This is a genomic window from uncultured Algibacter sp., assembly GCF_947487575.1.
Lineage (GTDB): Bacteria > Bacteroidota > Bacteroidia > Flavobacteriales > Flavobacteriaceae > Algibacter_B.
Genome location: NZ_CANKXG010000006.1, coordinates 1 through 13955, shown reverse-complemented (window position 1 = coordinate 13955; position 13955 = coordinate 1). Strand labels below are relative to the sequence as shown.

General features: G+C 31.7%; 12 protein-coding genes. 3 read left to right on the top strand and 9 right to left on the bottom strand.

Translation table 11 applies throughout. The features are described 5' to 3' along the window. Positions 1-249 precede the first annotated feature (249 nt). Both Q0870_RS07560 and lysS read right to left on the bottom strand, forming a co-directional pair. On the bottom strand, positions 250-1467 hold the full coding sequence (locus tag Q0870_RS07560) for a hypothetical protein (RefSeq protein ID WP_298554015.1): 1218 nt from the start codon (positions 1465-1467) through the stop codon (positions 250-252). Between the two features lie 306 nt (positions 1468-1773). Beyond that, complete coding sequence (gene lysS, locus Q0870_RS07555) at positions 1774-3468, bottom strand: lysine--tRNA ligase (RefSeq protein WP_298554613.1); 1695 nt, start codon at positions 3466-3468, stop codon at positions 1774-1776. A 271-nt stretch (positions 3469-3739) separates the two neighbouring features. On the opposite strand from lysS, the gene Q0870_RS07550 reads away from it, so the two are divergent. Genes Q0870_RS07550 through lipB form a run of 3 tightly spaced genes read left to right on the top strand, consistent with a single transcriptional unit; the run spans position 3740 to position 5396 of the window. After that, positions 3740-3898, top strand: coding sequence for a YqaE/Pmp3 family membrane protein (locus tag Q0870_RS07550; RefSeq protein WP_298554013.1), 159 nt, complete (start codon positions 3740-3742; stop codon positions 3896-3898). A gap of 38 nt (positions 3899-3936) precedes the next feature. Beyond that, the gene (locus Q0870_RS07545) at positions 3937-4695 is read left to right on the top strand and encodes a hypothetical protein (RefSeq protein WP_298554010.1); all 759 of its coding nucleotides are present in this window, start codon (positions 3937-3939) and stop codon (positions 4693-4695) included. Positions 4696-4697: 2 nt separating this feature from the next. Beyond that, entirely contained in the window at positions 4698-5396 is a 699-nt protein-coding gene (lipB, locus tag Q0870_RS07540) for a lipoyl(octanoyl) transferase LipB (protein ID WP_298554007.1), read from the top strand. 215 nt (positions 5397-5611) lie between these two features. Here lipB and ppk2 read toward each other — a convergent pair whose 3' ends face one another. From ppk2 to Q0870_RS07505, 7 genes are all read right to left on the bottom strand, one after another. Then, positions 5612-6391, bottom strand: coding sequence for a polyphosphate kinase 2 (ppk2, locus tag Q0870_RS07535; protein WP_298554004.1), 780 nt, complete (start codon positions 6389-6391; stop codon positions 5612-5614). Between the two features lie 97 nt (positions 6392-6488). Further along, positions 6489-7025, bottom strand: coding sequence for a hypothetical protein (locus tag Q0870_RS07530; protein ID WP_298554001.1), 537 nt, complete (start codon positions 7023-7025; stop codon positions 6489-6491). Positions 7026-7095: 70 nt separating this feature from the next. Next, positions 7096-8145 carry a nucleoid-associated protein gene (locus Q0870_RS07525; RefSeq protein WP_298553998.1) on the bottom strand — a complete coding sequence of 350 codons (1050 nt, stop codon included), beginning with the start codon at positions 8143-8145 and terminating at the stop codon, positions 7096-7098. Between the two features lie 123 nt (positions 8146-8268). Continuing rightward, a complete protein-coding gene (locus Q0870_RS07520; protein ID WP_298553995.1) occupies positions 8269-8946 on the bottom strand; it encodes a hypothetical protein in 678 nt (225 codons plus the stop codon). Positions 8947-8951: 5 nt separating this feature from the next. Further along, positions 8952-10496 (bottom strand): OmpA family protein, encoded by a 1545-nt coding sequence (locus tag Q0870_RS07515; protein WP_298553993.1) that lies wholly within the window; start codon positions 10494-10496, stop codon positions 8952-8954. A 124-nt stretch (positions 10497-10620) separates the two neighbouring features. Beyond that, positions 10621-13053 (bottom strand): ribonuclease HII, encoded by a 2433-nt coding sequence (locus tag Q0870_RS07510; RefSeq protein ID WP_298553989.1) that lies wholly within the window; start codon positions 13051-13053, stop codon positions 10621-10623. A gap of 55 nt (positions 13054-13108) precedes the next feature. Beyond that, positions 13109-13708 carry a ribonuclease HII gene (locus tag Q0870_RS07505; protein ID WP_298553986.1) on the bottom strand — a complete coding sequence of 200 codons (600 nt, stop codon included), beginning with the start codon at positions 13706-13708 and terminating at the stop codon, positions 13109-13111. Between the last annotated feature and the right edge of the window lie 247 nt (positions 13709-13955).

The window sequence follows — 13955 nt, the reverse complement described above, 5'->3', positions numbered from 1 at the left end:
TTTTATATTGTTTTTATATGTATTTGTCTTTTGGACTTTAAAAGTTTAAAAGGGTTTAATATGCCTGAGGATTTTAACGACATATTAACATATTTGTGTTTTTATTATGGAAACGGGTTTGCGTTAGGGATTGAACGGCATGTTTGAGCTCGCCGACGCAGGAGGAAGCGAGTAGTGAAAGCCCGACCTCCCGATAGCTATCGGGAGTGGTAACGCCCAACCACTATAATAATACAGAATTGCTGCGAATTATTTAGATAGAGGGAATTTTAAACTTATGCCTGTTTGAAAATCGGGGGCGTTGTTTACTCTTAAGTCTTCTTTTACAAAGAGTGTAAGTAGGTATTTGGGTGTGCCGTATGTGTAAATGAAATTCCAGCTGGAAAGCGGTTCGTAGAGTGTGAAAACGCCGTTTTGCCAACCGCCATTAATTTCGCGCCATTTGCCTAATAGCTTGTAATATTCGGCTTCAGATTTTTTGTTATACCGGGTTTGAATATGATAATTAATACCAAAAGCGTTGAAGTTACCTTTTTTTGTGTATTTGGTGATTTCTACTTCGGCCTCAAGAGTTCCTAGATATGGATTGTTGCCTAGGTCAATAACTTCTTTAAAGTTAATGATGTTTTTGCGTAACAAATTAGCGCCAAGGGCAAAATTAAGCTCATGATTGTTTTTGAGTACAAGTTTTTTAATGGCGTTTGCGGAAATACCAACATCTATTGATGCATTGAATTTTGAAGTATTCCATCCTAAATGTGTGCCAAAATTAAGAAATATATTTCGGGTTTTATTTATGGATAGCTTTGGGTAATAGTGGTGATTTATTTCAAGTCCGCCAATAAAAAAATCGTTGTTTTTTAGCTCTAGAGTGTTGCCGTTTCTATCAAGATATTTGAAATTAACTTGATTGAGCCCATAGTATCTCCTCCCGAAAGGGTCTTCGCCACCAGCTACGTTGCTATGAAACCATTCAATACTTTCATCACTGGTGAAAAGTGAAAACGGGTATTTTCCTTTGGTTATTAAATAGGAGCGAAGGGTAATGCCTAATTCGTGTTGTTTGTTTATTGGGATGTTTGTGGTAACTCTAAACTCTTTAATAACGGCATCGATAACAATGTTTAAATAATCGGCAGGTGTTATGTCTTGATTAATAAAACTAAAAGGGCGGTCATGCCACTTAAATTGACTAAGATGCTCTCTAATTGCTGGGTCTTTTGGGTAATATGCCTCAACAAAAGGATGAAAATTATTTCCGCTAGTATAATGGACTGCTAATATGGTTTTTTTTGGAGGAGTATACTTAAAATTGGTGTTTATCCTTGAACTAAATATACCAAAATGATGAGTGGATAATATACTCGGGTTATCTATTCCATTTTTAAATGATAGGCTATCTTGTTTTTGCGCGGTTATAATTAAACTACATAAATAGAGTAAAACAAATAGTCTTTTTTTTAGCATTGTGTAAAAATAGGTAAAGTTTGAATAAGTATTAATTATGTGTTTAATAATTCTATCTGGGCTTGTTTTATTAGTTGCAAGTCTAAACTAGTCTTTTCTTAAAAAAATTAACATAACAAATAATCAAATCTTAAATAAAAATTAAAATACCAATAACTATTGTTAAACATTTCTAAAAGACAACACCAAGCCTGTATAATTAACTGATATTTGTATTGAGTTTAGTTAATATATTTAGTTAGTTTTAAAAAAAGCCAGTAATTTTAAATTACTGGCTTTTTTAATGCTTTATATCTTGGTAAGAAATTAAACAGCACTAACAAATAATCCTTCATCTGTCTTTTCAACTTTTGCAAGATTATTTTTAGTCAATTCTTTAATGGATTTATCCCATTTTTTATTTGATAAACCAGATTGAGATTTCAAGTCAATAAGCTCTAGTTTTTCAGCTTTCTTTAAAACCTCAAAAACAGCTTTTGCATCATCGCTAATAGCAATAGCTTTTTTCTCTGGGCGCATTTGTGGAAAGAATAAAACCTCTTGTATAGACTGATTATTTGTTAAAAACATAATTAGCCTATCCATACCTATACCCATACCAGATGTAGGAGGCATGCCGTATTCTAAGGCGCGTAAAAAATCGTAATCTATAAACTCGGTGGCTTCATCGTCACCTTTTGCAGCTAATTTAAGTTGGTGTTCAAAACGCTCACGTTGGTCAATTGGGTCATTAAGCTCAGAATAGGCGTTTGCTATTTCTTTACCACAAACCATAAGCTCAAAACGTTCAGTTAATTCCGGATTATCACGATGCTCTTTACACAACGGGCTCATCTCTTTCGGGTAGTCTGTTATGTAAGTTGGCTGTATGTAGTTGCCTTCACATTTCTCACCAAAAATCTCATCAATAAGCTTTCCTTTTCCCATGGTGGCATCAACTTCAACACCTAAATCTTTAGCAGCATGTCTTATTTCATCCTCGCTTTTTCCAGTAATATCAAAACCGGTAAAATGCTTTATAGAATCTGCCATAGTTACTCTTGCGTATGGCGCTTTAAAATCAATTTCATGTTCGCCAAAAGTAGCTTTCGTACTTCCGTTTACAGCAATTGCACAGTATTCTAGCAATTGTTCACAGAAATCCATCATCCAATTATAGTCCTTATAGGCTACATAGATTTCCATGGCAGTAAACTCTGGGTTATGCGTTCTGTCCATACCCTCGTTTCTAAAGTTTTTAGAAAACTCATAAACCCCGTCAAAACCACCAACAATTAACCGTTTTAGGTATAACTCATTTGCAATTCGCATGTACAAAGGAATATCTAAAGCGTTATGATGCGTAATAAACGGACGCGCCGCTGCACCACCTGGTATAGGCTGTAATACAGGCGTTTCTACTTCAAAATATCCAGCATCATTAAAGAAAGAACGCATGGCATTAAACAATTTGGTACGCTTTACAAACACCTCTTTAACTTGCGGGTTTACCACTAGATCAGCATAACGTTGTCTATAACGTTGCTCAGGGTCAGTAAAAGCATCATGCACTTTGCCTTCAGCATCTGTTCTTGGTAATGGTAAAGGTTTTAAAGCTTTACTAAGCAAAGAAAAATGGTTAACTCTAACACTTTTTTCACCAACCTTAGTTGTGAATAATTCACCTTCAATACCAATAAAATCACCAATGTCTAGCAATTTTTTATATACATCATTGTACTTGCTTTTATCATCACCAGTACAAATTTCATCTCTATTAAAATACACCTGTATGCGTCCCTCAGCATCCTGTAATTCAGCAAAACTAGCGCTGCCTTGAATGCGTCTAGACATTAATCTACCTGCAATAACAACCTTGTTTCTTTCCTTAAAATCACGTTTTATAGATTTCGATGTGTCCTTTACAGGATATAAATCTGCCGGATATGGGTTTATGCCCAAATCACGTAATTTTGCTAACTTTTCTCTTCTTACAAGTTCTTGTTCTGATAATTGCGACATAGTCAATTTACTGTGTGAAAATTTTAAAGCCACAAAGATAAACATTTGATTCACGATTTACGATTATTGATTTATGATTTTTTTGGCGTTACCACTCCCGATAGCTATCGGGAGGTCGGGCTTTTCGTTACAAGTCCTCACTCCGTGCCTCCGCTGTGGGCTTTCCACTGCAATCCCTAGCGCACGGTGTAACAAACAATCAACTTTTACGTCAAACTATTAAAATCATCAACATGTGCTGAACTTGTTTCAGTATTAAATTAAATCAAACATGAGTTTCTTCAGAGTTTTACTCTCAATTATTTGTCCTCCTTTAGCCGTCATAGATAAGGGCTGTGGCTCCATTATTATTGTCTTCCTGTTATGGCTTTGTGACTGGGTACCGGGAGTTATAGCAGCACTAGTTATACTTAATAATCCTAAAAATTAAATTATCTTTGTCTGTATTATAACACTAATTTATTTAGAATGAACAGACTTAAATTTTTCTTATTAGTATTTATTACTATATTTTTTGTTGGTTGTCAATTTTCTGAAAGTATTTATTTTAATGAAGACGGTTCTGGTAAGATGGAATTTAGTTTTGATGCTTCTGAAATCATGCAAATGGCAGGAGATAAATTAGCTGAAGGTTCAGGCGATAAGGATATGGATTCCACATTTACATTCAAGGAGATTTTTGATAAAAAAAGAGATAGTATTGCTAAATTAACAACCGAACAACAAGAACAACTTAAAGCTTTAGAACAATTTTCAGTACACATGTTAATGAATGAAAATGAAAAGAAATTCAACATGGAAATTTTTACTGATTTTAAAAATGCTGATGAATTACAAGATATGTTTTCAGCTGTAAGTGCCGTTGGTAATTTAAAAGGAAAAGGTGTAGTAAAAGCAAATGACCCAACAAATCCATTTTCGTCTATGGCTTCAGGAGGAAATTCTAATTTAAGTTACTCGTTTAAAAATGGTGTTTTTAAAAGAACAGTAAAGGTTATAGATAAAGAAGTGCAACAACAAATTATTGACAGTTTAGGGCAAGCAGCAATGATGTTTGCAAATTCTAAATATAAACTTAATTATCACTTCCCAAAAAGAGTTAAATCTGTATCAAATGATAAAGCGCTGTTTAGTGCTGATGGTAAAACCGTTATAATTGAATACGGTTTAATGGATTACATGACAAATCCAGAAGTAATGAATTTAGAAATTGTACTAGAAAATTAAGTTTGAATAAAACCATTAAGTTACAAGATTTAGGGCTTAAAGACTACAAACAAACTTGGAATTACCAAGAGCAATTGTTTAGAAGTATTGTAGATACTAAAATTAAAAATAGGCGAGAAGATGCTGGTATAGAAACTAGCAATTATTTTTTATTTGTAGAGCACCCGCATGTTTATACTTTAGGTAAAAGTGGCGATATGTCAAATCTGTTAATTGACGAAGCCCAATTAAAAGAAAAAAATGCAAGCTTTTATAAAGTAAACCGTGGTGGCGATATTACCTATCATGGCCCCGGGCAAATTGTAGGTTACCCTATTTTAGATTTAGATAATTTTTTTACCGATATTCATAAATATCTGCGCTTTCTAGAAGAAATGATAATCCTAACCCTGGCAGAATATGGTTTAAAAGCCGAGCATAGCCCAGGCGAAACAGGAGTTTGGTTAGATGTAGGAACACCATTTGCACGTAAAATTTGTGCCATGGGCGTTCGTGCTAGCCGTTGGGTTACTATGCATGGTTTTGCGCTTAACGTCAATGCCAATTTGGGCTATTTTGATTTAATGATTCCTTGTGGTATTCGTGGTAAGGCAGTAACGTCTTTAAACGTTGAATTAGGAAAAAAGGAAGTTGATGAAGCTGAGGTTAAAGAGAAATTATTAAAGCACTTTTCTAAGCTTTTTGAGGCCGAGTTTTTTTAGGTTCGCTAACGTCCCCGCGAATAAGATTTGTTTCAATGAATTTTATTCGTTGTTGGTGTGAGTGCCTTTTGGCAGTCGCTCCAAATCTTATTCGCGGGGACGTTGGAGTGAATGACGCAGGAATTCACTCCAACTAGCATGATATGACGTCGTTTTAATGACTTATATCAGTCGTTAGCGAAGTTAGTTGAAAACTTTTACAAAGTCAAGTAGATTTAATACTTCTCGGGTACAAAAGTTTGGTAGTTCATAGGCGGTCTTACATAAGCTTTATAGTCTGGTAATTCAGGTAATTCAATAGGTTTTATATCCATGTGTTTATAAGGAATCTGGCTCAATACATGGCTAATACAATTTAAACGTGCTTTTTTCTTATTATCTGAGTTTACAACATACCAAGGTACTTGTTTGGTATCAGTATGCGCAAACATATTATCCTTAGCCTTAGAATATTCTAACCATCTAGAGCGCGATTCTAAATCCATAGGGCTAAATTTCCAGCGTTTTAATGGATTACTTATTCTATTCTTAAAACGACGTTCTTGTTCTTCATCGCTTACAGAAAACCAGTATTTCAAAACAATAATACCAGAACGAACTAGCATACGCTCAAATTCAGGACAGGACCTTAAAAATTCATCATACTCATCATTGGTACAAAACCCCATAACTTTTTCAACTCCAGCTCTATTGTACCAACTTCTATCAAAAAGAACAATTTCGCCAGCGGCGGGTAAATGGTAAGCATATCTTTGGAAATACCATTGGGTTTTCTCTCTTTCGGTAGGTACTCCTAAAGCAACTACTTTGCATACGCGCGGATTTAAAGGCTCGGTAAATCGTTTTATTGTGCCACCTTTTCCTGAAGCATCTCTGCCTTCAAAAACGATAACTACTTTTAAACCTTGGTTTTTTACCCATTCTTGTAGATGCACCAGTTCTTCATGTAATATGGCTAGTTCTTCGTCGTAGTTAAATTTTTTGTCTTTTGACATGCTTGTGCTTTGGATAAGCACAAGTTAATAAAAAACACAAAAAGACCAAGTGCTACTTAGTCTTTTTGTGGGTAATACATGTAATTTATATAGATTCTTATTTGTTTTTTAATGCTTCCCATTCTTTAAGTGTGGCTTGATTTTTTTGGTATTCCATAACGCCTAACCATTTGTCATTTTTTTTAACCAATAGCATTTCAAAATGTATCATAATCTCTACATTGTTTTTATTGTTACTGTCTGAAGTATAATATTTAAAAATGCCTGTTTCGTGCGCAGTAGTGGCATCTCCAATGCGTTGTGAAAACCGGAACGTTACACCGCTTTTGTTCTTTCCAGCTTTCGTGTCGTTAAATCCTTGTTTCCAACTTGCTAATGCTTTAGCCAGCGGAACTGAAACTTTATTTTTTCCAGTTGCAAAAATAACTACAGCATCTTCATGATATGCAGCGGCATATCCTTCAAAATCTCCTTCTTTTACTGTTTTGGAGAGTGCTTTCCAATACTGATTCAGTTCAGCTATACGAAGTGAATCTTTATTGATTTCTGTATTTGATTTTTTTGGAATAAAAGCGTAGGTAGTTTTAATGTTTGTAATAAGCATAATAGCTAAAAAGACAAGTGTTTTTTTCATAATTACAAAATTAATTATTAGTTGAATTTATCACAACAAGTTCGGCTATTTAAAGCAGATATTCAAAAAATTAATCTTCGGCATTAAAGAACACTTTATAGTAGTGCATTTTCTTTTCATCATCATAACCACGTTCTAAATATTCGCTCGAGGCATCAGGAGCGTCAATGTCTAATTTAATTTGAATGTTTGTGTCTAATTTAATATCTGTTTTAATTTTTCGTTTTTCCTTAGTAACTACAGATTCAGCAACATCAAATTGGTTTCTGATGACCAGATTTTGTTCGCCTTCAAATTCTTTTTTGTAATTTTCAAATTCTCGAATGTGCTTTTCTTCTTCAAAAAGTTCTTCTTTAAAACGTTCAATATTGACAACTTCATTTTCTTTAAAGAAATCTATGGTTTGTGCTAAAAATGTGTTTCGCTCTTGCGCGCCATAATTGGTTTTTAAAACCTCGGTTGAGAATTCTTTGCAAAGCTCTATGTATTGTTGAGTATGATTATTAGCATCATCAGCATATTTTATGTTTAAAAAATGATTAATCCAATATTGCGCATCATAACTATTATTGTCTACACTTAAAATAATATTGCCTTCAGTGTCGCTCTGATTTAAAATTAAACAGCCTTTATCTACTTTTTTTGAGTTAATTCCTTTTTGCACTAAAACATCATAACTTTTATTTTCTAAATAAGTTTGAAAGAAATTAACTTTACTTTCTATTTTAAAAATTCCAATGGCATTGGTAATCATATCTCTGAACTCGATACCTTCAAACATAACCACTAATACATCACCTGTTTTTATTTGAGCAGAGCTAGATTGTTCATATAAATGAGTTACTATATGTTTTGAAATTTCTATAAATCCATCTTCATCATTAAACAGTTGCGTGCAATAACTATTTATTTCGTTTAAAGAAATATTTGCATGATGATTAAAGCGGTAACTTTGCACCACACTACCAAATGGTCTTAATAAAAATGGTAGCATTAAATCATAACTAGCTTCGTCAAAATCGACTAGTTTTTCTGAAAAAGCATTTTTAGTATCGTTAAATTTATTACCAACTTTATGAATAATAAATTTTGAAATAGCTGCATTTTTTCTTGAAATCATAAGTGTTTTTATTAAGACTACAATACTATAAAATAAACCTTGAATTAGTACAAAAAATGAGCGCCAAAACATTACATTTTGACGCTCAAGATTTGAGGACTTACTTTTGGTGGTTAAAAACCGTTATTTATTAAGACTTGTAAGTTCAGAATATCCCATGAGTTTACCATTTTTATTGTATGATTCATTTCTTACTACGCCAACACCTTCTGCTATCCATTCTTTGATGGAAAATTTCATTTTCATTCCCATCTTCATTTCTGAGTTATAGCTTAAAGCAAAACAATCAAAAGTGCCTGCTGGTGTAGTTATAGATTCTTTTTTGTCTACTGTTCTGTTAACCATATTTATGCTCATATTCATTTTCATGCCGCCCATATTTATAGCCATATTCATATTGGCATCTTTTAAAGACTGCCCTAATTGTAAGTTGTTGGGTAACTCAACATTGGTTCCTGTAAAATCCACATCCATGTCTTTATATTGTTTAAACATATCTGGGTTCATTAAAGATTTAAAATCAATTGAAATACTATTGCCTACGCAAGTTATTTTATAGTCAGTAGTAGTTATTTCTTTTCCTTTAGCATCAAATATTATTGTTTTTACAGTTGCTACATTGTTTTGAACGTTAGTAACTTCATAGTTTATAGAGCCTTCTTTTTTGCCTTTTTTGTTGTAATTTGTGATTTCAAATTTTGAGCCTTCTTCAAAAGGGTAATAGGTTTTACAAGCGTTTTGGCTAAATGCCATAAAGCTTATAAGAAATGAGCAAATTGAAATTAAAACTTTTGTTTTCATAACATTTATATTTTCACAAATTCTACGCGTCTGTTTTTAGCTTTTTCAGCAGAATTACTATTATCTACAACAGGTATACTTTCGCCTTTTCCATCAGTTTGAAGTCTGTCGCCAGAAATCTTGTAAACTTTAATTAGTGCTTCTTTTACTGCATCAGCTCTGTTTTTTGATAATTTTAAATTAGTATCGTCATTTCCGTCAGAATCAGTATGACCTATTATGTTCAATTTTAAATTTTCATCTTGCATTAAAACTTGAGAAATTTGACGAATAATACCATAAGATTGAGGTTGTATAGATGCTGAACCAGAATCAAATAAAATACCATTAGTAGAAACTTTTCCTTTACTTAGTAATTCTCTACGCAAATCTACACCACCTTTAGCAACTTTTAGATTTCTTATAAAAAGTTGCTCTTTATCATCTTTAAAGTTGTTTATGTGAAATTTGATGAAGTTTAATACATTCAATTCTTGAACGAATCTTGGTATATCAACATATTTTACTTGATTTATCCACAAACGATATCTTTTTTTTGTTACCGAGATTGATATGTGTGGCTGATTTAAAACTTGGTCTCTTATGTCTGCTTTAATGTTTGAGTTAATATCTCCTGTGTTTTTATTGAAAAAATTACTCAACCTAAAATCGAAGGCACCATACTGCCCAAAAGGAATTGAGGCTTCAACGTAATGCGCATTCCCTTTATTAAATTTGGGGTTATCACTTATAATAATATGTAATCTAGCAGTGGAAGATGTATTTTTATCTACGCCATTAACTAATACATCAAACTCAATAGTGTAATCTTCTGGTAGGTTATTTAAATCGGGAATAAAATGAATGTTATAGCCAGATTTTAATTGAAACCAATTGCCCTTTACCTTGTTCGTTTTAACGACTTCGCCCGAGCCGTTTGTGTTCCATTTACTCGGAAAATCTCCAATGAAATCTTGAGAGAAATCATCAAAAAAGAGTAATTCATCTCCAGGTACAAAATCAAATTTGCTATAAACCTCAATGTTATCTGAAATATTTGATGTTTCTTCTTTATTGGTTGATGAATCGGAAGGGTTTTTAGAAGACTCATTATTAGTATTTGATTCTTCCTCCTCAGAATCCTCCTCTTTTTTATCACGTTCTCTTTGCCCCAGTAAGAGTTCTTTTGCAGTTTTTATGCTATATTTAAGTGCTTTTTTTGCCTTATTCATTTGCAGGGTAGCTTTCCCTTGTTTTAAAATACTTAAACCGTCAATATCTCCTAATATATTAGGAGCACTGTCGCCTAAGCCTGTTAAGTCATCAAGAGCATCTTCTAAAACATCAATATCTTCATCGTCTAAAGGCGTGCCTGCTTTGGCATAAGCATCATATTTGTAAACTTTATCATAAATATCAAAAGATTCTGAAACAAAAGTGTCGACACTAGATACACCAACTTTGCTTTTTGGGCGTTTTAATGGTTTGGTTTGTGCCTCAGTATTGGGAATAATAAATACAATAGCTAGCCAAAAGACTAGGATGCCTATTGCATTTTTTGGTAATTTCATTTGTAATTATTTGATTAATAGCTGTGTTAAAGATAAAGATTAGTTTTTTATCGACAAAAATGTATTGTTAAATTTCTTAATATTTATAATCAATTCAGTTTTGCTATTAAATATAGATGGCTTATTAATTTATTTGATACAAAATTATAGCATTAGATTCTCCTTTGGTTACAAACTCTAAATTCCTGTCTTTATCAATATTATCAAGTGCAATTAATGAGTTTCCGTAAACAGGGAAATTTGGGAGCAGTTTTGATTGGCTATCGTATAAATAGATTTTATGTGACTGTAAATCTGTAGTGGAAACATAAATTTTATTATCTATATAAAAAAGTTTTGGGTTTGAATATTCTCCAAAATCTAAGGTTGTGGTTCTGTTTTTTATTGAAAGTTTGTTTTCGTTTTGAGTAACTAAAGTTTTGCTGGTGGTTTCAATATTATGATTTTCAGAAAGGTTTAAGTTTTTTGAAGAAACGTTTCCTTTTGTGTCAACAGAAATTAAATCGCCAGAAGCAGTAGTGGTTGTAAATGTGTTATTGTATAAAAACATGGGTTGGTTAGAATAAGTAAAAGATTGTTTAGGTTTAACTCTTGTTTTTCCTAACCTGTCTAAAATGTATAGTTTGTTTTTAGTTTTTAAAACAAGGTAATCTTTACTGCCAATTCTAAAGTGTTTTGGTTGACAGATTATGGTGTTATTGGCTGATTTAAAAGTAAATCCATTAACTCTTTTTCCTTTAACATCATACATTAAAACGTTTTTACCTTGAGTTACTAATAATCGGTATTTTTTGTGATTATCATAATCAAAAACAGCTAATGGTTGTGTGATGGCATCATTAAACTTTAATGAAAAAGGCTTAACTTCATTTCCGTTTCTATCTAAAACATATATGCGGTTAGGCGTTGCAAAAGCTAATTGTAGTCGTCCGTTTTTATAAATGTCAATTTGTTCTATTTCTCCTAAAATAGGTCCTTGTAGTTGTTTTTTCCAAAGAATTTTTCCTTTGTTTGAAATTAAATACAAATTATTATTTACATCTTGTACTGCAATTTCTTTTTGTTTGGTAATATGATTTTTAACTAATTGAGGATTTGTTAAAATAGCTTTGTCAAGTTTAATGTTTAATTCTTCCGAAATTGAATTTATAGATGCTCTTGTCTTATTCTTTTGGATGATGCCATTAACATGTGCAAAATTGTTGTCATATATAAACTGAATAGCTGAAGCATTATAGTTTTTTAGTTTATAGTTGTTATTCGCATAAATGTTTTTATTTAAAATAGTTTTTAGAGTAGATGCGTCTGTAACCTGTAATAATGACGAGGCGTCACTAAGCTTTTCTTTTACGTTTTTAAAATAAAATGTGTTACTTAAAGTTGTTTTGTTTTGATAGTTTGCAATAATGTTTTGAAGCATTTCTGCGTCATTTGTAAATACAAAAAAGTCGTCTAAAATACAATACAAATTAATGCTTGTTTCACTTATTAAAGGTTTAAATGTTTTAGCAAGCAAGTTCGGTCTGCTAAAATTATAAATATCAATTTCTCTGTAAGTGCTGTTAATGGTTTGTTCACTTAAAAGGGCATCATTAGTGGCTATAATATCAAGAGAGTTTAAAACGATGGCTCGATTATCATCTTCATAAATAACACCAACTTCAATAATATCGTTAAAGAGCTTTGTGTTAGCATCCAGAGAGTCCACCTTATTATACTTAAGTAAATTAGTTTTTATAATATCAAAATTGTTAAATGTAAAACTCATAAAACCATCACTGTTAGATGGTGTAATATTTTGTATTTGATTTATTTGAGGAATTGTGTTCTTGAAAATATTAATTAAACTTTCAGTAGAATCTGTGGCTTTTGCAATGCCATTAAAATAGGTTTCATTTTGGTTTAATTCAATATCAACAGAAAGATATTTTGTAAAATTGTCAATTGATAATGAGTCTTTTACAAAAATGAATGGTTTAAAGCTTTCATTTGGCATTAAAACTAATGAAAACGTTTTGTGATTGCTTGATGCTTTGAGTATTTTTTTAAGTTCCGCATCTTCATTAATATTATGAAAAGCCGCATCAACAATTGCTTTTGATGATGATGCAAAAAAAGTACTGTCAATGATGGTGCTATAAAGTACATCATCATTAAAGGTGGATTTTGTTATAGATTTATTTTTATATGAAAGCTTTTCTTCTGTGTAGTTTGGTAGCGAGTCGGTTAAAAATAAATTTTTAGTAAGCCTGGTTGCGATTGAATAATGCAAACTATCATTTATATCTTTAGTAAAACAAATTAATACATCTTTTGATGTATTTAAGTTTGTTAAAAGAGATAGTTTCTGCTCTAAATATTGATAGGTTTCCGTTTTTGAAATGCGTTGTAATAAATCACTGTTACTAATACTACTATTTAAATTTTCTAGATTAGAAGTTTTAATAATTACTGAGGTGTTTTTGGGTACAAAATCTAAAAGATTAGAACTTTCTGTTTTAGATTTAGAGCAACCAATTAATAATATAAGAAGGAGGAGGGAGCAAAGGAATCTCATGGATTGAATTAATTTCTGTAAATATATAAACTTAGTGCCTGTTTTAAAATAGATTTTACAAATCTAATTTTAATTGCTCAGGTAATAATTTAAACGATTTTCTATGATACTTTGTTATGCCGTATTTTTTAATAGCAGCTCTGTGTTCTTTTGTTGGATAGCCTTTGTTTTGTTTCCAATTATACATCGGAAATTCTTTATGAATCTTGTCCATATATAAATCTCTATACGTTTTAGCTAAAACGGAAGCTGCAGCAATACTTAAATATTTACCATCACCTTTAATAATAGTTGCATGCGGAATATTTTTATACGGTTTAAATTTATTTCCATCTACAATAATGAATTCTGGAGTTTTATTTAATTTATCAATAGAAAGGTGCATGGCCAGAATAGATGCATTCAATATATTAATACTGTCAATTTTTTCTTGAAATACATGAGCAATTCCATAACATAGGGCTTGATTTTCAATAATAGGTTTTAAAATGGTTTTTTTCTTTTCGCTTAATTGTTTTGAATCATTTAAAATTGAATTTTTAAAAGTGTTAGGAAGTATTACTGCGGCGGCAGTAACTGGCCCAGCTAAACAGCCACGTCCAGCTTCATCAGTTCCGCATTCTAACTTGTGTTTTGAATGGTTTAGTAGTAGCATAAATAAAATATAAACAAATATATAATATGTAGCACTTAGTATAATTGAAAATAGTTAAATAGCTGCGTTTTTTTAGAAATAATATTGGTTTTTAAAAATAACATTCAGTCATTTGTTAATGACTAACTCAAATAAAATTTGAATTTTCATCTTAAGAACTATTGGATGATATGTCTAGTCCTAAATAGTCGATACAGATTATTAAAGGATTAAATTTATTAATTAAAACTGAACAATCATATGATTG

Coding starts and splice junctions, on each gene's coding strand:
- Q0870_RS07560 (WP_298554015.1), bottom strand. CDS start 1,467: ATGCTAAAAAAAAGACTATTTGTTTTACTCTATTTATGTAGTTTAATT.
- lysS (WP_298554613.1), bottom strand. CDS start 3,468: ATGTCGCAATTATCAGAACAAGAACTTGTAAGAAGAGAAAAGTTAGCA.
- Q0870_RS07550 (WP_298554013.1), top strand. CDS start 3,740: ATGAGTTTCTTCAGAGTTTTACTCTCAATTATTTGTCCTCCTTTAGCC.
- Q0870_RS07545 (WP_298554010.1), top strand. CDS start 3,937: ATGAACAGACTTAAATTTTTCTTATTAGTATTTATTACTATATTTTTT.
- ppk2 (WP_298554004.1), bottom strand. CDS start 6,391: ATGTCAAAAGACAAAAAATTTAACTACGACGAAGAACTAGCCATATTA.
- Q0870_RS07530 (WP_298554001.1), bottom strand. CDS start 7,025: ATGAAAAAAACACTTGTCTTTTTAGCTATTATGCTTATTACAAACATT.
- Q0870_RS07525 (WP_298553998.1), bottom strand. CDS start 8,145: ATGATTTCAAGAAAAAATGCAGCTATTTCAAAATTTATTATTCATAAA.
- Q0870_RS07520 (WP_298553995.1), bottom strand. CDS start 8,946: ATGAAAACAAAAGTTTTAATTTCAATTTGCTCATTTCTTATAAGCTTT.
- Q0870_RS07515 (WP_298553993.1), bottom strand. CDS start 10,496: ATGAAATTACCAAAAAATGCAATAGGCATCCTAGTCTTTTGGCTAGCT.
- Q0870_RS07510 (WP_298553989.1), bottom strand. CDS start 13,053: ATGAGATTCCTTTGCTCCCTCCTCCTTCTTATATTATTAATTGGTTGC.
- Q0870_RS07505 (WP_298553986.1), bottom strand. CDS start 13,708: ATGCTACTACTAAACCATTCAAAACACAAGTTAGAATGCGGAACTGAT.